The organism is Zemynaea arenosa (assembly GCF_004614185.1).
Taxonomy (GTDB): domain Bacteria; phylum Pseudomonadota; class Gammaproteobacteria; order Burkholderiales; family Burkholderiaceae_D; genus Telluria; species Telluria arenosa.
In genome coordinates, this window is record NZ_SPVF01000171.1 from 1 (window position 1) to 20,748 (window position 20,748).

At 66.5% G+C, this 20,748-nt stretch carries 25 protein-coding genes and 2 pseudogenes; 10 read left to right on the forward strand and 17 right to left on the reverse strand.

What is annotated here, in order from left to right; translation table 11 throughout:
* From E4L96_RS13625 to E4L96_RS13645, 5 genes and pseudogenes are all read right to left on the reverse strand, one after another.
* Positions 1-251 (reverse strand): annotated as a pseudogene (locus E4L96_RS13625) (hypothetical protein); the annotation flags it as partial.
* 74 nt (positions 252-325) lie between these two features.
* Positions 326-1,195: a M90 family metallopeptidase gene (locus E4L96_RS13630; RefSeq protein WP_135207773.1), complete on the reverse strand. Its 870-nt coding sequence runs from the start codon at positions 1,193-1,195 to the stop codon at positions 326-328.
* Positions 1,196-2,215 carry an LLM class flavin-dependent oxidoreductase gene (locus E4L96_RS13635; protein ID WP_135207774.1) on the reverse strand — a complete coding sequence of 340 codons (1,020 nt, stop codon included), beginning with the start codon at positions 2,213-2,215 and terminating at the stop codon, positions 1,196-1,198.
* A gap of 1 nt (position 2,216) precedes the next feature.
* A complete protein-coding gene (locus tag E4L96_RS13640; protein WP_135207775.1) occupies positions 2,217-2,975 on the reverse strand; it encodes a glutathione peroxidase in 759 nt (252 codons plus the stop codon).
* A 98-nt stretch (positions 2,976-3,073) separates the two neighbouring features.
* The gene (locus E4L96_RS13645) at positions 3,074-3,652 is read right to left on the reverse strand and encodes a winged helix-turn-helix domain-containing protein (protein ID WP_135207776.1); all 579 of its coding nucleotides are present in this window, start codon (positions 3,650-3,652) and stop codon (positions 3,074-3,076) included.
* A gap of 282 nt (positions 3,653-3,934) precedes the next feature.
* Here E4L96_RS13645 and E4L96_RS13650 point away from each other — a divergent pair, with 282 nt between their 5' ends.
* The 4 genes from E4L96_RS13650 (at position 3,935) to E4L96_RS13665 (ending at position 7,941) form a co-directional block, all read left to right on the forward strand.
* A complete protein-coding gene (locus tag E4L96_RS13650; protein ID WP_135207777.1) occupies positions 3,935-4,252 on the forward strand; it encodes a collagen-like protein in 318 nt (105 codons plus the stop codon).
* 106 nt (positions 4,253-4,358) lie between these two features.
* A complete protein-coding gene (locus E4L96_RS13655) occupies positions 4,359-5,723 on the forward strand; it encodes a MipA/OmpV family protein (RefSeq protein ID WP_135207778.1) in 1,365 nt (454 codons plus the stop codon).
* A 184-nt stretch (positions 5,724-5,907) separates the two neighbouring features.
* Positions 5,908-6,951, forward strand: a complete 1,044-nt coding sequence (locus tag E4L96_RS13660; RefSeq protein ID WP_307721645.1) for an OmpA family protein — start codon at positions 5,908-5,910, stop codon at positions 6,949-6,951.
* Between the two features lie 69 nt (positions 6,952-7,020).
* Positions 7,021-7,941, forward strand: a complete 921-nt coding sequence (locus E4L96_RS13665) for a YihY/virulence factor BrkB family protein (RefSeq protein ID WP_135207779.1) — start codon at positions 7,021-7,023, stop codon at positions 7,939-7,941.
* Positions 7,942-7,958: 17 nt separating this feature from the next.
* Here the strand turns inward: E4L96_RS13665 and E4L96_RS13670 are convergent, their stop codons facing one another.
* The 3 genes from E4L96_RS13670 to E4L96_RS13680 form a co-directional block, all read right to left on the reverse strand.
* Entirely contained in the window at positions 7,959-9,182 is a 1,224-nt protein-coding gene (locus E4L96_RS13670; protein WP_135207780.1) for an AI-2E family transporter, read from the reverse strand.
* 63 nt (positions 9,183-9,245) lie between these two features.
* Positions 9,246-9,566 (reverse strand): BON domain-containing protein, encoded by a 321-nt coding sequence (locus E4L96_RS13675; protein ID WP_135207781.1) that lies wholly within the window; start codon positions 9,564-9,566, stop codon positions 9,246-9,248.
* 108 nt (positions 9,567-9,674) lie between these two features.
* Positions 9,675-10,217 (reverse strand): hypothetical protein, encoded by a 543-nt coding sequence (locus E4L96_RS13680; protein WP_229414469.1) that lies wholly within the window; start codon positions 10,215-10,217, stop codon positions 9,675-9,677.
* A 198-nt stretch (positions 10,218-10,415) separates the two neighbouring features.
* On the opposite strand from E4L96_RS13680, the gene E4L96_RS13685 reads away from it, so the two are divergent.
* The 3 genes from E4L96_RS13685 to E4L96_RS13695 all read left to right on the forward strand — a co-directional run bounded on the left by E4L96_RS13685 (position 10,416) and on the right by E4L96_RS13695 (position 11,536).
* Positions 10,416-10,877 carry a glycine zipper 2TM domain-containing protein gene (locus E4L96_RS13685; protein ID WP_135207782.1) on the forward strand — a complete coding sequence of 154 codons (462 nt, stop codon included), beginning with the start codon at positions 10,416-10,418 and terminating at the stop codon, positions 10,875-10,877.
* Positions 10,878-10,966: 89 nt separating this feature from the next.
* The gene (locus tag E4L96_RS13690; protein ID WP_135207783.1) at positions 10,967-11,119 is read left to right on the forward strand and encodes a DUF3309 family protein; all 153 of its coding nucleotides are present in this window, start codon (positions 10,967-10,969) and stop codon (positions 11,117-11,119) included.
* Positions 11,120-11,185: 66 nt separating this feature from the next.
* Complete coding sequence (locus tag E4L96_RS13695) at positions 11,186-11,536, forward strand: hypothetical protein (protein WP_229414471.1); 351 nt, start codon at positions 11,186-11,188, stop codon at positions 11,534-11,536.
* Positions 11,537-11,587: 51 nt separating this feature from the next.
* Here E4L96_RS13695 and E4L96_RS13700 read toward each other — a convergent pair whose 3' ends face one another.
* The 8 genes from E4L96_RS13700 to E4L96_RS13735 form a co-directional block, all read right to left on the reverse strand.
* Positions 11,588-12,766, reverse strand: a complete 1,179-nt coding sequence (locus E4L96_RS13700; protein WP_370660747.1) for a patatin-like phospholipase family protein — start codon at positions 12,764-12,766, stop codon at positions 11,588-11,590.
* Complete coding sequence (locus E4L96_RS13705) at positions 12,763-13,128, reverse strand: VOC family protein (RefSeq protein WP_135207784.1); 366 nt, start codon at positions 13,126-13,128, stop codon at positions 12,763-12,765. Before E4L96_RS13705 ends, E4L96_RS13700 begins: the two co-directional genes overlap by 4 nt.
* 121 nt (positions 13,129-13,249) lie before the next feature.
* Complete coding sequence (locus E4L96_RS13710; protein ID WP_135207785.1) at positions 13,250-13,639, reverse strand: hypothetical protein; 390 nt, start codon at positions 13,637-13,639, stop codon at positions 13,250-13,252.
* Between the two features lie 13 nt (positions 13,640-13,652).
* Positions 13,653-14,039 (reverse strand): phage holin family protein, encoded by a 387-nt coding sequence (locus E4L96_RS13715; protein ID WP_135207786.1) that lies wholly within the window; start codon positions 14,037-14,039, stop codon positions 13,653-13,655.
* 15 nt (positions 14,040-14,054) lie between these two features.
* Complete coding sequence (locus tag E4L96_RS13720; protein ID WP_229414472.1) at positions 14,055-14,399, reverse strand: ElaB/YgaM/YqjD family protein; 345 nt, start codon at positions 14,397-14,399, stop codon at positions 14,055-14,057.
* A gap of 65 nt (positions 14,400-14,464) precedes the next feature.
* Entirely contained in the window at positions 14,465-15,013 is a 549-nt protein-coding gene (locus E4L96_RS13725; protein ID WP_135207787.1) for a ferritin-like domain-containing protein, read from the reverse strand.
* Positions 15,014-15,093: 80 nt separating this feature from the next.
* Positions 15,094-16,026, reverse strand: coding sequence for an OmpA family protein (locus E4L96_RS13730; protein WP_135207788.1), 933 nt, complete (start codon positions 16,024-16,026; stop codon positions 15,094-15,096).
* Positions 16,027-16,066: 40 nt separating this feature from the next.
* Positions 16,067-16,534, reverse strand: coding sequence for a DUF4398 domain-containing protein (locus E4L96_RS13735; protein WP_307721644.1), 468 nt, complete (start codon positions 16,532-16,534; stop codon positions 16,067-16,069).
* A gap of 157 nt (positions 16,535-16,691) precedes the next feature.
* Here E4L96_RS13735 and E4L96_RS13740 point away from each other — a divergent pair, with 157 nt between their 5' ends.
* Both E4L96_RS13740 and E4L96_RS13745 read left to right on the forward strand, forming a co-directional pair.
* Positions 16,692-18,785: an AsmA family protein gene (locus E4L96_RS13740; protein WP_135207789.1), complete on the forward strand. Its 2,094-nt coding sequence runs from the start codon at positions 16,692-16,694 to the stop codon at positions 18,783-18,785.
* Positions 18,786-18,947: 162 nt separating this feature from the next.
* Positions 18,948-19,172, forward strand: a complete 225-nt coding sequence (locus tag E4L96_RS13745) for a YMGG-like glycine zipper-containing protein (protein ID WP_135207790.1) — start codon at positions 18,948-18,950, stop codon at positions 19,170-19,172.
* A 169-nt stretch (positions 19,173-19,341) separates the two neighbouring features.
* On the opposite strand, the gene E4L96_RS13750 is transcribed toward E4L96_RS13745, so the two are convergent.
* Positions 19,342-20,067 carry a Crp/Fnr family transcriptional regulator gene (locus E4L96_RS13750; protein WP_135207797.1) on the reverse strand — a complete coding sequence of 242 codons (726 nt, stop codon included), beginning with the start codon at positions 20,065-20,067 and terminating at the stop codon, positions 19,342-19,344.
* Positions 20,068-20,306: 239 nt separating this feature from the next.
* On the opposite strand from E4L96_RS13750, the pseudogene E4L96_RS13755 reads away from it, so the two are divergent.
* Positions 20,307-20,748: pseudogene (locus tag E4L96_RS13755) on the forward strand (hypothetical protein); the annotation flags it as partial.

Consider the following 20,748-nt stretch of genomic DNA (forward strand, 5'->3'; position numbering starts at 1 on the left):
GCGGTGACCGCCCCGATGGCGGCGCCGACGGCGGCGCCAGTGGCCTCCCCCGCCAGCACCGCGCCCGGCGACTCCTTGGCACCCGGGGACGTGATGTGATCGCCGCCGATGGGCGTCATGTCGTGCTGCCCCGGCTGGTTGACATAGAAACCGCTGATCAGGTCATCGGGGAACCCGGCGCTGATCAGTTCCTGGCGCGCAAAGTTCACTTCGTCCTGCAGCAGAAAACGACCGGCAAGAATGGTGGACATGCTGTTTCCTCCTTGGATGAGGTTTCAGGATGCCGCACCCCGGCCGGGGATTCTGTACGTCAGCGCACCGAGCGTTACTGCCATTGCCCGTAGGCGAAATTCCACTCCGGTACAGGAGCGGGACGCGGCTCGGGCAGCCAGGCGCGCGGGTCGACCCGGAAGTACTCCTGGAATTCGGCGTACAGCTCGGCATGCTCGTCCGCCAGCTGCCAGGGCTTGGTGAAGTAGGTCTCGACCGCCACCGCGAAGAACTCGGCCGGATTGCTGGCGCCGTAATGGTCGAGCACGCCCTGCTGGCCGTACATCGCGTCGCGCCGCAGCCGCTGGTACTCGCGCGACAGCACCGTAGACCAGCTCTCGTAGCGCTGCGGATTGCCGAGATACGGCGCGCCGTTGGTCGAGCCCGACTCACTGTCCAGCTGGTGCGCGAACTCGTGCAGCACCACGTTGGGGGCCGCGCCCCAGGCGCGCGCGGCCTGCTGCACGTGGTCCCAGGACAGCACCACGCGCCCGTCGCCCCACGATTCGCCCAGCAGACCCTGGCGCGTTTCCGTGATGACGCCGGCCGCATCGGCTTCGCGGCGCGGCACCAGGAACTCGGTCGGGTACATCAGGATGGTGGTCAGGCGCGGGTACACGCGCGACGGCCGGTTCAGCAGCAGCAGACAGGCGTGCGCCGCCACCGTGTAGCGCATCTCGTCGGTCACCTCCAGGCCGGCGCAGCCGATGAAGGTTTTCTGGTGCAGGAACTGGCGCACCATGCGCTTCAACTGCTGCTGCAGCTCGGGCGGCATGGCGTCGTACAGCGGCAGGTTGCGCCGGATGAGGGCGACCTGCGCCGGGTCCATCGGCGCGGCCAGCGCCCGGCGCAGGCGCCAGCGCGGCCACAGCAGCGCCGCGCCACCGGCCAGGCCAAGTGCCGCGAGCACAAACAAAGCGTCCATTCACATTCCTTGCAGTTGGAAGGCCTCGGCGAGCAAGGCATACGAGCGCTGGCGCGCCGCGAAGTCATGGGTCCAGGTGTTGACCACGATCTCGTCCAGTCCCAGGCGGCGCGCCTCGGACTCGATCAGGCCGCGCACCTCGGCGCCGGTGCCGATCATCGCGCTGGCCCGCATCTGCGCGATGCGCGCCTGCTCGCCCGCATGGTAAGGATACGCCAGCGCCTCCTCGGGCGATACCAGCGGCCCGAACAGGCCCTGCTCGAAGCGCACCCGCCAGTGGTCGCGGGTGGCGACCAGGCGCTCAGCCTCGGCGTGCGTGTCGGCGGCCAGCGCCCACACGCAGATGGTGGCGCGCGGCTCGGGGTAGCGTTCGCTCGGCTGGTAGTTGCGGCGGTACAGCTCCAGCGCGCTTTCGACGCCGCGCCCGTCGCTGAAGAAATAGGCGAAGGCATACGGCAGGCCGAAATGGGCGGCCAGCTGGGCGCCATAGTCGGAGCTGCCGAGGATCCAGATCTGCGGGCTGGTCGGCCCGGCGGGCTGGGCGGAAATGGCACGGTACGGGTGCGCCGCCGACAGCGGCTTGCCCTCGACCCAGGACTGCAGGTCCAGCACCTGCTGGGGAAAATCGTCCGCGCCCGGCATGGCGTGCGGGTTCAGGGCCCGCGCGGTGAGCCGGTCCGAGCCGGGCGCGCGGCCCAGGCCCAGGTCGATCCGGCCCGGCGCGAGCGCCTCCAGCACGCGGAACTGCTCGGCCACCTTCAGGGCCGAGTAATGCGGCAGCATCACGCCCGCGCTGCCGATGCGGATGCGCGAAGTGGTCGCGGCGATCGCGGCCATCAGCACCTCGGGCGCGCTGCCGACGATGGCGTGGCTGTTGTGGTGCTCGGAGACCCAGTAGCGGTCATAGCCGAGCGCTTCGCAATGGCGCGCCAGTTCCAGCGACTGCCGGATGGCCGCGGCCGGCTCCTGGCCGGACACCACCGGGGACTGGTCCAGGACCGAGAGGCGGAGACCGGCCATCTCAGGCCGCCTGCCCGGAGCGGGCCTGCAGCCAGGTCTCGAGCTCGTCCGCACCGCCGATCTTCTTGCCGCCCACGAACACCTGCGGCCAGGTGGACGCGCCCGATACCGCCCGCAGCGCCGAGCTGGTGAAGGACTGGCTCTGCGTCACCTCATGGAAGGCCAGGCCGCGGTCGCGCAGCAGCTGCTTGGCGCGCGCGCAGAACGGGCAGCCGGGCTTGGCAAACATGAGGATCGGCTCGGGGATCTCGACTTGCGGGTTGATATGGCGGAGCATGGTCTCGGCGTCGGACACCTCGAACGGGTCGCCTTCCTTGTCCGGCTCGATGAAGACTTTCTGCACGATGCCGTCTTTGACGAGCATCGAGTAGCGCCAGGAGCGCTGGCCGAAGCCGAGCTCGCGCTTGTCGACCAGCATGCCCATGCCCTTGGTGAAGTCACCATTGCCGTCGGGGATGAAGGTGATGTTGGCCGCATCCTGCCCGGCCTGCCACTCGTTCATCACGAAGGCGTCGTTGACGGAGATGCACAGGATGTCGTCCACGCCGTTGTCCTTGAACACGGGCGCCAGCTCGTTGTAGCGCGGCAGGTGGGACGAGGAACAGGTGGGGGTGTAAGCGCCAGGCAGCGAGAACACGACCACGGTCTTCCCTTTGAAGAGCTCGTCGGTGGTGAGGTCGCGCCATTGATTGTTGGGGCGGGCCTTGAACGTGACCTGGGGTACGGTTTTGCCTTCGAGGGCGTCGGGTGTCGGCAGCATGGTGGCCTCCTTTCCCGACCCCATCTGCGGCCCGTTGGCAGCTTTTCAAGAAAAAAAACGCCGCAGGGGTCTGCGGCGTTCTTCGGTGGGCGTCAAGATCAGGACGGCTGGCCGTCCTTGGGCAGCTGCGATGGCGGCGGCCCGAACAGGGCGGCGACCAGCGGATCGCGGCTGACCGGGCTGCGGTTCACGCGGATCGCGTAGTGGGTGTCGTCGGCCAGGATATGGAAGTGGCGGCCGGTGCCGGCCATGGCCTGTTCGCGCAGGCCCGGGCGCTCCTTGCGCGGCGGCGCGCCTTCGCGCTTCGGCTGGGCGATGGCTGCCAGGAAAGCCTGCACGCGTTCCGGGTCGGGCGAAATCTGGTAGACGGCCTTGCCGAGGTAGGTGGCGGTACCTTCGACATAGCGGGCCAGTTCGATCACGCCGGCCTCGCGCAGGTCGCGGATGTATTTACGGGCGCCGGACGGCGAGAATTTCAGGAACCAGGCGATCTCGTCGGCGAGCATCTCGTGGTCCATCAGCTCATTGATGAGTTTTTGCATGTTCTCGATGCGCCGCTGGGTCGCCGAGGTCGAGCGCACCCGCTCGATCGGTGCCAGCGAGATCGGCGCGCGCTCGGCCGGCTTGGGCGGCACGCGCTCGATCAGCCCATTGGTGCCCACGCGTTGGGTGGTCATGGCCTGCGCATTCGAAGAGTTCAAGTTTGCATGCATGTTTCGGTACTCCATGTTTTAGGTAGCCACTGAGGGGGACGCTGCCTTTCGACTCCTGCGCCGGGGCCAGGTTCCCCTCCCATGGACGCCAGATTGCCGTTGCGACAGAAACCGGTCTGTGCGCCATCCCACATTAGATGGAGATGTGTCTATTTGTTTCGTCAATACTGGAGGTGAGCTTCCGCACAGAACGGACGGGTTCCCCTGCATAAGATGTGGTCACGATCAAACCCCAAGGAGAACCTCATGAAGACCCCTCTGCTGGCCGCCGTCCTGGCGGTCGCCGCCCTGAGCGGCTGTGAAAAGACCACCGTCAATCCGCCGGCCACCGTCGTGACCCCGGCCGCCGACACCACCGTGGCCGCCCCGGCCCCGGCCACCACCACCGTGGTCGAGAAGGAAGTCCCGGTCGCGGTGCCGGTGCAGGGTCCTCCGGGCCCGGCCGGTGAAAAAGGCGAAAAAGGTGAAAAAGGCGATACCACCGTCGTGGTCCCGCATGACGCCAGCGTCAACTCGACCGGCGGCAGCGCCAGCGGCAGCACCGATTCGGGCGCCCAGCGCTAAGCCTCACCCGGCAGGATCGCGCCGCGGCCGGCAACGGCCCGGCGCGATTTTTTTTGCAGGTTTAGAATGGACGGTTTCGTCGTGACGTTTTGACCTGCATCAACATATGTATCGAATCTACAAATACCTGCTGCCCGCTCTGCTCGCGCCTCTGCCAGCTTTGGCAGGTACCGAAACCCTGATCGACTTCGTGGCCGTGCCCAACAGCGCCGGCCTGGGCGCGATCCAGCGCGTCGCCTACACGCCCTACAAGGACGCCTCGCGCGGGCTGGACCTGATTCCCCTCTACATGTACGAAGGCGAGCGCATCTACCTGCACGCGACCCGCGTCGGCCTGAAGCTGCGCGAGAAGGAGCGCTACGGACTGGACCTGTTCCTCGACTACCGCTACGAGGGCTATCCCTACGAGAAGACGCCGCCCGTGCTGGCCGGCATGGAGAAGCGCAACCCGGCAGTCGACATGGGCATTTCCTACCGCTACCGCCGCCCCTACGGCAACTTCGACCTCGAATACCTGCACGACGCCAACCACACCCACAAGGGCAGCGAAACGCGCTTCGAATACAGCGTGGACCTGGACGCGGGCCGCTGGCACTTCCGACCCGCGGTCACGGTGGCGCGCCGCAGCCGCCTGCTGAACGACTATTACTATGGCGTGCGGCCGGAAGAAGCGACCGCCACCCGGCCGGCATACCACGCCGGCGCAGGCACCGACTGGGCGCTCAACCTGTATGCCTACTACGACCTGAGCGCCCGCTGGCGCGCGCTCGGCGCGCTCGGCTTCACCCACCACTCGAACCAGATCCTGCGCAGCCCGCTGGTGGAGGACAGCGCCGAGCCCAGCCTGCAGCTGGGCGTGGCCTATGAGTTCGGCAACCACCAGCCCTACTCCGCTCCGGCCGCGCCGCTGCAGGTCCGCCTGTTCGGCGGGCGCGCCACCGAATGCAACTTCCTGCCCGCCGCAACCTTCCGCTGCGGCTCCACCCGCACGGGCGACGACACCCGCATCTGGGGCTTGGACGTGGGCCGCACCCTGGTCAAGAACGTGCACGGCTGGCCGCTCGATTTCGCGGGCTATGTGGGCGTGCTCGCGCACGACGAGCGCGGCCTGCGCAGCAACGGCCTGCAACTGAATGCGCAGCTGAAGGCCTTCTATTCCGGCTTTCCGTGGAGCGAACGGGTGCTGACGCGGGTCGGCTTCGGCGCCGGCTTTTCGTTCGCCCAGCGGGTGCCGCTGACGGAGGAACGCGACCAGGCGCGGCGCGGGCGCGCCACCTCCAAGCTGCTGAATTATCTCGATCCCACGCTCGATGTCTCGGTCGGCGACCTGGTCGGTTCGCGCCGCCTGCACGACACCATGCTGGGCGTCGGCATCTCGCACCGCTCGGGGATTTTCGGCACCTCGCAGCTGCTCGGGAACATCAACGGCGGGTCCAACTATTTGTACGCCTACCTCGAAACCACGCTGTGAGCCCACACGCTTGGTATTGATTCTTGGCACTGTGGCATCGATGCCACAGTGCCAAGTTCATAGTGCGGTACCGCACTGACCATAGGGAACTCCCAAACTTATTCTTTGGTCCAACATCACTTCCTCGCGCAAGCGATGTGGGCAACCCTCCGAATAATTCACTAAGGAGTTTTCTGTGAAAAAAATGAAAATGATCGCCTTCGCCTCGGCCCTGCTGTGTTCTGCCGGTGTGATGGCGCAGGATGCAACACCTGTCATCAACCCGTCCTGGTACATCCAGCCTTCCATCGTCGGCATGAAGCCGGACGGCGACTTCGGCACCGACAAGCGGGCCTGGGGCGGCGGCCTCAAGTTCGGCAAGGCCGTCTCGCCGATGTGGGACATCCAGCTCGGTGGCAGCTATGTGCGCGATAACGACGGCAACCGCCACTATCGCCAGACCCTGCTGGGCGCGGATGCCCTGCTGATGCTGTCGCGCCAGAACTTCCGTCCGTTCATCCTGTTTGGCGTCGGCGCCCAGCGTGACGATGTCGAGAATCCGCTGCGCAACGCAACCAAGACCTCGCCCTACTTCACCGCCGGTGTCGGCTTCCAGGTCGGCATGAACGACCACTGGAACATGCAAGTGGACCTGCGCTCCGTGCGCGGCCGCCTGCGCGATGGCGACCAGGCCTTCGGCTTCGACCGCAGCAACAACAAGCTGCTGACGATCGGCTTCAACTACCTGTTCGACGTGCCGCCGCCGCCGGCTCCGCCGGCCCCGCCGCCGGCTCCGGCTCCGGCACCGGTCGCCGAGGCCCCGCAACCGGCCCCGGTCGCACCGCCGCCGCCGCCGCCGCCGGCCCGCTTCGAAAAGGTGACCCTGTCGGCCACCGAGCTGTTTGAGTTCGACAGCGACAAGCTGCGCGGCGAGCAGATGAAGCTGGACGAGATCGCGAATGCGCTGAACACCGACACTTCGGTGACCAACATCATGATCACGGGCTATGCCGACCGCATCGGCTCCAAGCCGTACAACCAGAAACTGTCCGAGCGCCGTGCCGTGTCGGTCAAGAACTACCTGGTGGGCAAGGGCATCGATGGTTCGCGCCTGCAGACCCAGGGCCGTGGCGAAGAAAACCCGGTGGTCCAGTGCAACCAGAAGAAGCGTTCCGAGCTGATCAAGTGCCTGGAGCCGAACCGCCGCGTGGAAGTCGAGCAGATCACGATCGAGAAGCGCGTGCAGTAAGCGCCACATCAGATCGTGCTGCACACGGAAGGGGCTGCGCGCCCCTTCTTTTTTTTCAAGGAGGGCTCGATGCCTAACGTATCCTGGTCTACGTACTCAGGCCATCTGGTCAAGGTGATGAAGTGCGCGCTGTCGGACTGGATCGACCACCGCGCCGCCAGCAAGGGCGCGGCGCTGGCTTACTACACACTGTTCTCGATCGCGCCGATCCTGGTGCTGGTGATCGCCATCGCCGGTATCTTTTATGGGGAAGAGGCCGCCCGCGGGCAGCTGATGCACCAGCTCAGCGGCCTGCTCGGTCCGCAGAGCGCGGCTGCCATCCAGCTGGTGCTCAGCGGCGCGCGCAACCATGACGATGGCATCCTCGCCAGCGGCATCGCGATCGCCCTGCTGATCTTTGGCGCGACCACCGTGTTCGCCGAGCTCAAGGACAGCCTGGACGAGATCTGGGACATCCCCGCGCCCAGGAACGCGGGCCTGTGGGACACCATCCGCACGCGGCTGCTGTCGTTCGGCCTGGTGCTGGTGCTGGCCTTCCTGCTGATGGTGTCACTGGTGATCAGCGCGGCGATGGATTTCGTGGAGAACTTCTTCGTCGGCTACTGGAAGGACGCGGCCAGTTTGATGAGCTGGGTCGCCACCATCGTCAGCTTCCTGGTCATCGCAGTGCTGTTCGGCGTGATCTACAAGCTGCTCCCGCGCATCAAGCTGGCGTGGCGGGACGTGGTCGTCGGCGCGCTCGGCACCGCGGCCATGTTCGAGCTGGGCAAGCTGCTGATCGGCCTGTACATCGGCAATTCGGGCGTGGCCAGCAGCTTCGGCGCGGCCGGGTCGCTGATCGCGATGATGGTGTGGGTCTACTACTCGGCCCAGATATTCTTCCTCGGCGCCGAATTCGCCCGCCAGTACGCCCTGCAGCTGGGCAGCCTGAAGCACAAGCCCGCCGAAGAAACCGGCGCCGACCGTCCGGCCAAGAAGACCCGGGCCTGACCGGGCCCGGCGTGGGGTCACTCGCCGAGCAGTTCGGCGATGACCTCCATGCCTTCCACGCGCTCGGCGACGACCTTGACGATCACGATCACGGGCACGCCGAGCAGCATGCCCCACACGCCCCACAGCCAGCCCCAGAACAGCAGGCTGACGAACACGGCGGCCGCATTCATCTTGGCGATGCGGCCAGTCATCCAGGTGGTGATGAAGGTGCCGACCAGGGTCGCGATGGCGATCGAGGCGCCCGCCACGATCAGCACCTCGCGCAGCGAATCGAACTGCATGAAGGCGGCCATGCCGGTCCCGGCGATCATCAGGAGCGGGCCGAAGTACGGCATCAGGTGCACCAGCCCCGCGAACACGGCCCACGCCCCCGCGTTCTCCAGCCCGATCATGCGCAGCGCGATCCACATCAGCAGCGCCAGCAGGCCATTGGTCACCAGCAGCATGAACATGTAGTTCTGGATCGAGGTGTTGATGTCGTCCAGGATATGCACGGTGATCTTCTTCTGGCTCAGCGAAGGCCCGGTCAGCTTGACCAGCTTGCGCTTGAAGGTGTCCCCGGCCAGCAGCAGGAAGAACACGAGGAAGATCACCATCACCGCCTCGACCGCCCCGCTCATCAGGCTCATGGACCCGGCCACCAGCCAGTCGAACACCCGGAAATTGCTGCCCGCCGGTGAAGGAATCGCGGCGCGGCGCTGCTGCGGCGGGGCCGGGTGGGCGCCGGCGCCGCCCACGGTGGCCTGCTCCAGTTCGGCCGCGGCGGCCTGCACCTGGGCGATGGTGCCGGGCTTGTCCGGATCCTTGGCCAGCATGCGCGCGACCTTGTGCGTGAAGGTGGGCAGCTCGTCGACGATGTTGAACATCTCGTCCTGGATGCGGCTGGCCACCTGCACCATCCCCGCCAGCACGGCCAGCGTGACGATGGTGGTGCCGATCGCGCGCGGGATGCGGATGCGCTCCAGCCACACGACCAGCGGATTGAGGGTATAGGCAATGAAAATGCCGAGCAGCAGCGGCACCAGGAAATGCTTGGACCACTGCAGCGCAAAAATGAAGGCGACCGTGGCGATCACCCCGAGCGCGAAGTTGCGCGCGCGGACGTGCAAAGGCAGGTGGGCCTCCCCAGTGGGAGCCACCTTGTCCTCGACCCTGCGGCCAGGCGTGTCCGGCGCAAACGGCGTGTCGGCGATCAGCGGCGGCTCGCCGTTGTCCTGGGAATGGGAAGCGAGCTGCATGGTCGTCCTGAATTCACGAAGGGCCGGCCCCGCGGCGGGGCCGGCCCGGATCCTCATCCGGTCTTACTTGACGCGAATGTCGTTCTTCACCGAAGTCACACCCTTCACGCCGCGCGCCACTTCCACGGCCTTCTGGGCATCCTTCGGATCGGCCACGAAGCCGGACAGCTGGACGTCGCCCTTGAAGGTCTCGACGTTGATTTCGGTGGCCTTCAGGGTCGGCTCGTTGAACAGCGAGGCTTTCACCTTGGCGGTGATGACGCTGTCATCGATGTACTCGCCGGTGCCTTCCTTGGTCGGGGTCGAGGCGCAGCCGGTCAGGCTGGCCACGGACAGGACCGAGGCGGCGATCATGATGGACGACAGTGCTTTTGCGATTTTCATGGTGGACTCCTTGTTAGTTGGTGTGGGTGCCGTGCCCGGTGCTGAGGTGATGCCGGGCGCAGCGTTGGTGCTCACTCAATATCCGGCACGGGAGGGACGCGCGGTGCGTCATTTCCCGTACTGGGCTTTGGCGGTCGAGACGCAGTTGTCCTTGACCGCACCGGCAAACGCATCGCACTTTTCGAGCGCGACCTTGTACTGTGCCGTTCGTTTATCGTCGCGCGCATCCTGGCGCGCTTCGAAAGCCTTTTCGTCGGCCTTGGCATCGGCTTCGGCCGCCACGCGGGTGGCTTTGGCCTGCGCCAGGCAGACGTCCTTGTCGTTGCCACCCAGCGCGCCGCACTTGGCGCGGTCCAGGTCGTAATTGGCGGACGCGATGCGCATGCGCGCCTTGGTGTACGCGTCCAGCGTGTTCTTGTACTGGGCCCCGGCGTCTTCCTCGGCGCGGACCTGGCGGGCCTTGGCCTCGGCCTCGCACACGTCGCGGGCGTTGCCGGCCAGCGTACGGCACTGGGCGTGGTCGGCCTTGTACTGGGCGGCCGCGGCGGCCCGGGTCTGGTCGTACAGGGCCTTCGATTCGGGGGTGGCGGCGTGCGCAGCCAGGCTGTACAGGGCCAGGCTCAGCACACTGCAGAACACGGTTGGCTTCACGGTCGCTCCTCTTGGCTTCAGATTGATTGAGGCTGATTGTCGGCTTGCTCACAAAAGTCTTCTGTTCGGTGACGAACAAAAACTGCTCATCAGTGACAGACAGTGGTGACCATGTTGACAACGTGAGACGCCGCACAGACCCAGGCCGAGCTCCGTCGGTAATCTGTTCCTACCGCTCAAAAGCACAAGGAGAACAACATGATCCATCCGACTCGCACTCTCGCAGCCCTGGTCGTGGCCGGCACCGCCGTGCTGGCAGGCTGCTCCACGGCACCGTCGACCAGCTCGGGTCCGACCTACAGCTCGTACGACAGCGCCGGCGCTTCCTCGATGTACGGCACCATCGATTCGATCACCGTCACCCGCACCGCGGGCACCACCAATGGCTCCGGCGCCCTGATCGGCGGCGTGGTCGGCGGCCTGGTGGGCAACCAGGTGGGCAGCGGCTCGGGCCGCACCGCCGCGACTGCCGCCGGTGCATTGGCCGGCGCCGTGGTGGGCAACAACATGGAAGCCAAGCGTGAAGGCGACCGCGACATGTACCAGGTCAGCGTGCGCCTGGACAACGGCGACTACCGCACCGTGGTGCAGGACAGCGTCTATGACCTGCGCGTGGGCAACCGCGTGCGCATCGTGGATGGCCGCGTCTACCGCTACTGATACATGACGGCCTCCTTGCGGGGCCGGTCATCTCCTGCGCCGCGGCCGCGAGCCGCGGACGCACCACCGTATAGGACTGGGAGGTCACCATGGGAACCATTCTTCTGATCATTCTGATTCTGGCGCTGGTGGGTGTGCTGCCGACCTGGCCGCACAGCCGCAACTGGGGCTATGGCCCGGTCAGCATCACCGGCGTTCTCGTCCTGGTCCTGCTGTTCCTGCTGCTGACAGGACGGCTGTAACCCGCAATCAGTTTTCCGGGCTCGACCCATAGCCAGGATCTGCCCGACCCCAACAAGGAGCTCGACATGCAAGCGAAAACGATGATTCGCGCCGTGATCGGCGCCGGTGCGCTGGTCTTCTGCGTGGGCTCGGCCCTGGCGCAGGAAGCCGGGGCGCCCCTCACACCACCGAACGTGGTGGCCAACCAGCAGCGCGAACTGGCGCACGGCGATCCGCACCGCTGGTTCAATGACGACAAAACCCTGCAGGCTCGCCTGCAAACGCTGCGCAAGGAAATCGGCGCGGCCTATGCCGAGGCCAAGATCGGCTGCCAGAAAGGCGAGGCGGCCAACCGCTCGGCCTGCATGGCCGAAGCGCGCCAGACCTACAACCACGACATGGCCAACGCCCGCGAAACGGCGATGGCCAGCCGCTGACGACGAACGGGTGACGTCCGCGTCACCGCGCGCCAGCCCTCCCCGTTCGCGCTACTGCGCCTTCGGCACGGCGCGCGGCGGGAGTTCGTGGACGACCACGGCGGTGTCCTCTTCGACCGCACGCAGCCAGGCGGCGGCGTCGAGGGCGCGCAGGGCGTCGCGGTAGCCCTGGTCCCAGCGCCAGTCGATCGAGCCGCGCGAGAAGTTCAGGTCCTTGGCCGCCATCTGCCAGTCGCGCCCCGCGTACGGCAGCCGCACAATATGCAAGGTGGTCTCGCAACCGAGCGCCTCCAGCTCGGCCCAGTCCTGCGCCGTGCGCGCGGTCGGCGGCAGCCGCTCGTACAGGTCGCGCAGCTTGCGCTGCAGGCGGTGCTGCTCGGCGTAGTCGCGGATGTGGCGCAGCGACCTCGAGGCGAAAGTCACGTCCTTTTGCCGCATGTTCACTTCGTCCAGCGTGGTCGGCGCCAGGCCGCTCTCCTGCCACAGGTCCACCAGGAAGCACAGCGTGTCGCCCTTGGGCAAATCGCCCAGCACCGACTCCAGCGGCGTGTTCGAATACAGCCCGCCATCCCAGTACAGTTCCCCGGCGATGGGCACCGGCGCAAAGCCCGGCGGCAGGGCGCCGCTGGCGCGCACGTGGTCCGGCCCGAGCTGGCCGCGCACGCTGTCGAAATGGGCCAGCTCGCCGGTGCGCACATTCACGGCATTCACCGTCAGGCGCATCCCCTCGGCCCCATTCAGATAATCGAAATCGACCAGCTCGCGCAGCGTGGTGCTGAGCGGCGCGGTGTCGTAGTAGGACGCCGCTTCCGGCGCCACATGCCAGCCCAGCGCGAACGGGTTGAACAGCCGGGGTTCAAAAAAGCCGGGAATGCCGCGCAAGACGATGTCGGCGGTGTTGAGCCAGATGTTGGCGCGCTTGCCCTGCTCGTCCGCCCGTGCCATGTCGACCTGATCCGGATGCGCGACCCGCTCCCAGAACTGCTTGAGCCGCCCCAGCCGGTCGGCCTGGCGGTTGCCTGCGATCAGCGCGCCGTTGATGGCCCCGATCGAGGTGCCGACCGTCCAGTCGGGCATCAGGCCGTGCTCATGCAGCGCCTGGTAGACCCCCGCCTGGTAGGCGCCGAGCGCGCCGCCGCCCTGCAGGACCAGCACGATGCGCATGCCGTGCGGATTGAGCGGATTCCCGGCAGTGACGCCGCCGGACCTGGCGGCCCGCGGCGCATTCATGCCGCCACCGGGCTGCCGAACATGATGCGGTGGCCGTCCACGGTGCGGATGCCGAACTCGCGCTGGCCCCACACTTCGCTGCGCAACGGCTTGACCAGCTCGACACCCTTGGCGGACAGCTCGGCATGCAGCGCATCGACGTCATCGACATCGAGATAGGCAAAATAGGAATGGTCGCCGGTGTCTGCCACCGGCATCGCGTCGCGGCACTCGCCGGCCATGATGAAGCAGTGGTCCTTGACGAAAAAGCGCCAGCCGGCGTTGCCGATCTCGTGGACCGTAAAGCCGAGCATGTCGCGGTAGAAGGCCGCCGAGCGCTCCAGGTCGGGCACGGCGATCACGTAGCGGGCGTTCTTGATCATGCGGAGCAGACTATCACAGCAAAAAAAACGGCGCCGAATCGAAATATGCCACCGATGCGGCGCCGCTCAAGCCCCACCATATAGGTTGGTATGACCGTCGCTGCGCTGTTGATTGCCGGCGCTACTGGGCCAGGAAATGCTCCTGGCGCCGCTTGTTGATGTACCACGCGACCCCGGCCAGCACCGCGCCGATGCCCAGCGCCGGCTTCAGCTGCCCGCGGCGGCGCAGGATGCCGAGCACCTTGATGGCATACGGCGCCACTGCGGTGACCGACAGGCCGGTCGGCGTCAGCAGCGCGTCGACCTTGTTGCGCACCGTGTAGGTTGCCTGGTCCAGCATGTTGTGGATGATGACCTCCGGCTTGGCGCCGTACTTGATGTGCTGCTTGGCCAGGATGATGGCATCCCGGTGGCGCTCGGCCTCCTGCAGCAGGAAGGCCTTGCGCTGGGCATCGGCCTGCTTGTCGTGCTTGCCGTGCTGGCCGTGATGGTCGTGCTGGTGATGTTCCATGGGATGTCCTCGTTCAGAGCAGCGCTTCGCGGTCGTGCTTCAGCTGGTTCATGGTTTCGGGGAACGCCAGCTTGTTCTGCTTGAGCATGGCCATGCCCTTCAGCACCAGCGCCACGGCCACGGCCAGGAACACCAGGAACATGATCAGCAGGATCTTCCAGCCCAGCGCGTCCCAGGCCAGGGCCACGATCACGGCGCAGCCGAAAGCCAGCGCGAACAGCGCCGACAGGGCCGCGATCGCGAACATGACCACCAGCTCGATGAGGTGGTTGCGCACCTCGCCCAGTTCCAGTGCGGCCAGCTCGAAGCGGGCCATGATCAGCCCGGCCGCGTTCTTGGCCAGGCTGGTGATGCCCGTGAACAGGCCGGGTCCGTGCGCGACGGCGGTCGAGTTGTCCATGACGTCCCCCGCCGCTTATTTGCTGCGGCCGAGGATCACGCCCAGCAGCAGGCCGACACCGGCCGCCACGGCCACGGTCTTCCACGGATTGTCCTTCACATAGGCGTCGCCAGCCTGGGCCAGCTCCTTGCTCTTGGCCAGGGCGATGTCCTGGTAGTCGCGGCCCTTGCCCATGGCATGGTCGAGCATCTGCATGCCCTTGCCGCGCATTTCGTCGGCCTTGTCGCCGGTCAGGTGGGCGGCCGCGGACAGCAGCGTCTTGGCGTCCTCGATCAGGGAACGCATGTCGGTGGCGGTGCCGGTGGCGGCGCCGTTCAGGGTGGTCTTGGGTGCGACTTTGGAGGCGGTGGAACCGAACATGATGAGGTCCTTTCTTATTGAATTAAGTAACGTGGTGATGGGGTTGTTGCAGTCAGGCGTTGCGGTCAGGCGTTATTCGGCAGCAGCAGGTCGCGCATGTCGTCCGCGTGCTCCTCTTCCTGCTTCAGCACGTCGGTCAGCAGCTGGGTGGTGACCGGGTCCTTGTCGCCGATCACCTGGATCATCTGGCGGTAGGACTCGATCGCCACGCGCTCGGCGATCAGGTTGGCACGCACCATGGCCTGCGGGTCGAGCGAATCGTCGTACTCGGCATGGCTGCGCTGCTGGATGATGGCCGGGTTGTAGTTCGGCGTGCCGTTCAACTGGACGATGCGCTCGGCCAGGCGGTCGGCATGCTGCATCTCTTCGTTGGCGTGCTCGAGGAACTCGTCCTTGATCTCGCTGGTGCCCAGCCCGCTGATGGTGTAGTAGTGGCGCTTGTAGCGCAGCACGCACACCAGCTCGGTGGCCAGGGCGTCGTTCAGCATCTGCACCACGGCCTCGCGGTCGGCGGCATAGCTGTCCGTGACCGGGCCTTCCTCCATGTTGGCGGCCGCCGCGCGGATGGCCGCGACGTCGAAGCCGTGGGTGAGGTGCGAAGTGTTCTGTTCCATGATCTCTTTCCTTGTCATCGTGGCGAGTCGGCGCCGGCCGCGGCCTCAGGCGCGCGGGCCGGCGTCAGGGGTGCGCTGGATCAGCGCGGGGGAATCGTGCCGCCCTCTTCCGACAGCACGATCTCGACGCGGCGGTTCAGCTGGCGGTCCGAGGCGGTCTTGTTGCCGGCCACCGGGAACTTTTCGCCGTAGCCGCGCATGGCGATACGGCTGGCATCCACGCCCATCCCCACCAGCGTATCGCGGACCGAGGCGGCGCGGCGCTCGGACAGCTGCTGGTTGTGCTGGTCGGAGCCGGTGCTGTCGGTGAAGCCCTCCACCAGCACGGTGCGGCGCGGCTGCAGCGCCAGCACCTTGGCCAGCTTCTGCACGTTGGCCACGCCGTCCGGACGCAGCGAGGCCTGGTCGGTGTCGAACAGCACGTCGTTGATGGTGACCACCATGCCGCGCGCGGTCTGCACCGCATGCAGCTCGACCAGCACGGCCTGGTAGGCGGCCAGCGCGGCCTTGGCATCGGCCGCTTCCTGCGCCGACTGGGCGGCCTGCATGCGGGCGCGCTCCGCTTCGCTCTGGGCCGAGGCGGCCTGCTGCTGCGCGGTCATGGCCTGCTGCTGGGCGGCCGCGGCGGCGGCCTTGGCCTGCTCGGCTTCCACGGTGCGCGCTTCCAGCCGCACCTGGTCGCGCTGGCGCGCGGCGGCGTTGGCCTGATCCTCGGCGGACTTGGTGCGGGCCACCTCGCGCGCCGTCTCGATCTTCTGCTTGGCGATGTAGGCCAGCTTGTCGATCTCCTCCAGGCTGTCCTTCTTGGCCGCGGCCTTGTTGGCGGCTTCCAGCGCATCGCTGGCCTGCTTGAACTCCAGCGGCGCGTACTGCGACACCTGCGGATTGCTGTTGATGTCGGCGTAGGCGGCGCGCGCGGCATCCAGGGTCGGCGTGGTGGTCGGGGTGGTGCTGCAGGCAGCCAGGGCCAGCGCCACGGCAATTGCCGCGGCCTTGAGGGAAGTCGAGTTCATGTTGTTTCCTTCTTCTTTGACTTGGTTGGAAAGGAGACCGTTATTGCTGCTGGGTGGTGGTCGTGGTGGTGGTGGTGGTGGTGCCGGTGGTCCCGGTGGTGCCACTGGTGCCCACGGCGGTGGTGGTGGTCGTGGCCCCGGCGGAGCGGGCCCGCACCACTTCCTGCTGCAGCACCATCACGTCATGCTGGAGCGCGTTGGCCTGCTCGGTGGCGCGGGCCGACTGCGACTTGGACAGCGCCAGCTGGGCATCGGCCTGGGCCTGCTGGGCCAGGTCGCGCGCAGTGTCGTAGTCCTTGGCGGCCAGGGCCTGGCTGGCGCGCTGCATCTTGTCGCGCGCGGCGGACATCTCGGCCGGGGCCAGCTCGGCGGCGCCGACGGTCTGGGCGTTCATCACGGCATTCCTGGACGCGGCCACGTCGGCCACGGCGGGGGTCTTTTCGGAGGCGCAGCCGGCCAGGACCAGGGCGATCGAGGCGCAGGCGAACTTCATCAGGTCAGCTTTCATCTTGTTCTCCAATCTTGTTTTCACAGGGTCTGCGGGTGAGGCATTACGTAGTGAATTTATATGCCCGATGGGGACAGTTCATCGGTACGCTGACGCACATAAGCTCAAGAGGACGGGGTGTATGCTGGACTCAAGCCTTATGACCCAAGGACTTCCCATGACCACAACAACAGCAACGGACCAGACGCCCCAGCAGGCGCCGCATGGCCACCGCGGCCTCTCCCGCACCACGAAGATCGTGCTGTGGGTGATCGGTGTGCTGATCGCTCTGCCGGTGATCGCCATCATCATCATCCTCAACTTCGACTGGGACCGCGCCCGGCCCTGGCTCAACGACAAGGTCAGCCAGGCCATCGAGCGCCCCTTCAAGATCGCCGGGCATTTGCAGGTGAAGTGGCTGAAGCCCTCCTCCACCATGCGCCCGCACGACCGCACCTGGCGCGACTGGATTCCCTGGCCCTACCTGATCGCCAACGACATCCACGTCGGCAACCCCACCACCATGGAGCAGGTGGACATGGCCAACGTGAAGCAGTTCTCGTTCTCGCTCAATCCGCTGGCACTGCTGTCGCACACGATCCAGATCCCGCTGCTGTCGTTCGACACGCCGGCCGTGTCGCTGGTGCGCCTGCCGGACGGACGCAACAACTGGACCTTCAAGCACGAGGAGAAAAAGTCGCCCTGGACGCTGGACCTGCAGCGCGTGGTGTTCAGCAAGGGCACCGTGCACTACAAGGACGCGATCGAGAAAGCCGACATCACCGCCAACGTGGACACGCTGGACCAGGATGCGACCTACGGCGTCGGCTGGACCCTCAAGGGCGACTTCCGCGGCGCGCCGGTCTCGGGCGGCGGCAAGGCGGGCGCGGTGCTGTCGCTGCAGAACCAGGTCGAGCCCTATCCGATCAAGGCGGACATGAAGCTGGGCCTGGTATCGCTGGCGGCCGAAGGCACCCTGACCAAGCCCACCAAGCTGGCCGCGATCGACATGCACCTGAAAGCCTCGGGCGCCAGCATGGCGCGCCTGTACGCGATTACCGGCGTGGTGTTCCCCGAGACCCCGGCGTTCTCGACCGAGGGCCAGCTGCACGGCGAGCTCGGCGACGGCACCAGCCGCTGGGTGTACGACAAGTTCAAGGGCAAGGTCGGGAACTCCGACATCGGCGGACGCATCCAGTACGACGCGCGCAAGCCGCGCGGCCTGCTGACCGCCAACGTCAAGTCCAACCTGCTGGACTTCAAGGACCTGGGCCCGCTGGTGGGCGCCGATTCCAACGAGAGCAAGCAGAAGCGCGGCGTGGATGAGGTCCAGCCCGCCAACAAGGCGCTGCCGGTCGAGACCTTCAAGACCGAGCGCTGGACCAGCGTGGATGCGGACGTCAAGTTCCTGGCCACCCGTATCATCCGCCACGGCGACCTGCCGCTGTCCAACCTGGACACCCACCTGACCATGAAAAACGGCGTGCTGAGCCTGCATCCCCTGAAGTTCAACATGGCCGGCGGCGTCGTGACCTCGAACATCACCCTCGACGGCAGCGGGCGCCAGGGCAAGAATGCGATCAAGGCCGTGGCGCAGACCACCGCCTCGCACATCAAGATCAACCAACTGTTTCCCAAGATTTCGGACGTGAAGCAGGCGACGGTGGGTGAAATCAACGCCCAGGCCAAGCTGACCGCGACCGGCAATTCGGTGGCGACCCTGATGGCCGATGCCAATGGCGAACTCAAGGGCTTGATCAGCCAGGGCACGGTGAGCAAGCTGCTGCTCGAGGAGATGGGCCTGAACGTGGGCAACATCATCCTGACCAAGCTGTTCGGCGACAAGCCGGTGCAGCTGAACTGCCTGGCCACCGACATGGAAGTCGCCAAGGGCGTGGCGCAGACCCGCCTGTTCGTCGCCGACACCGACGAAGCCGTGGTGCACGTCAACGGCGGGCTGAACCTGGCGACGGAACAGATGGATTTCACCATGAAGCCAGAGACCAAAGGACTGCGCCTGTTCTCGCTGCGCGCTCCCATCTACCTGCGCGGCACCTTCAAGCAGCCGGATGTGTCGATCGACAAGGGCGTGCTGGCCATGAAGGCCGGCGGCGCGCTGGCACTCGGCACCCTGGCCGCACCGCTGGCGGCGCTGGTCCCGCTGATCAACGCCGGCCCGGGCCAGGACAGCCCGTGTGCGGCCTTGCTGGCCCAGGCCAGCGCCAAGCCCAAGGCGCCGCCGCCGGGCAAGCCGAACGGCCCGAAGAAATGAGCGGCCCAGAGCACGGTGGCAATAACGTAAGCCTTCGTAACAGTGTGCGTTTCCGTACAGACCACAGGTGCAGCGAACTCTACTCTTGAGTCAACGGCACACGCACCAGCGGGGATGTCGCATGAAAGTAGTGAAAGAAAACTTTTCTGAACGAGGTGACCTATGAAATCGATCAAGACTATTCTGGTAGGCGCGTCGCTGGCAGCTGCGACGCTGGGCATGACCGGCTGCTCCGACATGAGCCGCCAGGACCGTGACACCGCCATCGGTGCCGGCGCCGGCGCCGTGATCGGCGGCGCCCTGACCGGCGGCAGCGCAGCCGGCACCGTGGGCGGCGCAGCCGTCGGCGGCGTGATCGGCAACCAGGTGGGCAAGCCGTCGCGCTGATCCAGCCTGGACTGACGCTTCTACACGACCGCCCCGCAGGCTCCGGCCTGCGGGGTGTTTGTTTTTGAGGAACACATTCCATGTCCGCGTCCAGAAGCCGAATGCCTGCATGAGGACTCCCTGGGGAAACTCTCCCGGGGCAGAGCCATACGCAGAAGCAGGCGGGCGCCTAGACGAAGCTGGCCGGGCGGTCCTGCTGCTCGGCTTCCTTGACGATCTCGTAGCAGCGGCACGAGACTGCGGCCAGGCCGACCGGGTCGAGGATCTCGATATTGCCGCGGCTGTAGTTGATCAGCCCCTGCGCCTGCAGCGCACTGGCGGCCTTGGTCACGCCGACCCGGCGCACGCCGAGCGCATGGGCCAGGAACTCGTGCGTGAGATGGAAGCGGTCCGACTGCAGCCGGTCCCGTGTGACCAGCAGCGAGCGTGCCAGGCGCGCCTCCAGCACGTGGAAACGGCTGCATACGGCGATCTGGATCGCCTGCGCCAGCAGGGTGTCCGTGTAGCGGTACAGCGCGCGCTGCAGATGCAGATTGCGGGCGAACTCAGCGCGGAACTGGTCGGCGTCCATGCGGCACACCATGCCCTCGCGCTGCACCACCGCGCGCACCTGCACGCTGTCGTGCCCAAGCGCCAGGGTGGCGCCCAGCATCCCTTCCCGCCCGATCAGGCCGACTTCGAGCGTCATCCGCCCGCCCGCGACCGCGAGCATGGAAATCACGGCATCGTCGGGGAAATAGATGTAGCGAATCGGTTTGGACGGCTCATACAGCACCGCGCCGACCTGCACATGCACGCGCTCCATCTGGGCGTGCAGGCGCTCCACTTCCTCGTGCGGGAGCGCCGCCAGCAGCTTGTTGCTGCTGAGCGCGACCGGGCCGGCCACGATGGTCATCGCAGCCTCCCGCGCGGTGGACGAATGTTCGAGCATGGTGGCGTCACAGTAGGAATCGGGGTTGCAAGTGTTAAATACGGATTATCGAAACATTTGCAAACAATTGCGCCCAGCGTAGCCGCTCAAATACCGGAAGTATGTACGGTGACGCACGGAAGCAGACCGGCCATCACGGGAGAATTGCCTCGCGGACCAAAGTGCCGGGTTCGCCTATCAAAAACAAACCGAAGGACACGATCATGGATAACCCACACATCCCCACCCCCGCCCGCAAGGGCACGGCGCACCCGCTGCTGATTGCCGCAGCCATTGCCGTCATGCTGTTCTGCGCCGTAGGCATTGCGGCCATCATGGGCTGGATTCCCAGCCACCGCGCCGGCGACCTGACCGCCGCAGACCGTCTGGCTACCGCGCCCGCCGCGGCGCCGTATGCGGGCAGTGAAGCGGTCCCGTACGCCACCACGCAGGGCAACAGCTTTGCCAATGCCGCCGGGGTCCCGGCCGCACCGGTGGCCGCCGCACCGGCCGCGCCAATGATGGAAGTGCCGCCTTCGCAAGCGGTGGCTGGCGCCGCGCTGGCACCTGCCGCCGTGGCGGCCGCCGCTCCGGCCCGCACCTATGAGGAACCGGTCCACAAGGCGCCGAAGGTGGCACGTGTCGACGACGATCCGCCGGCCCGCA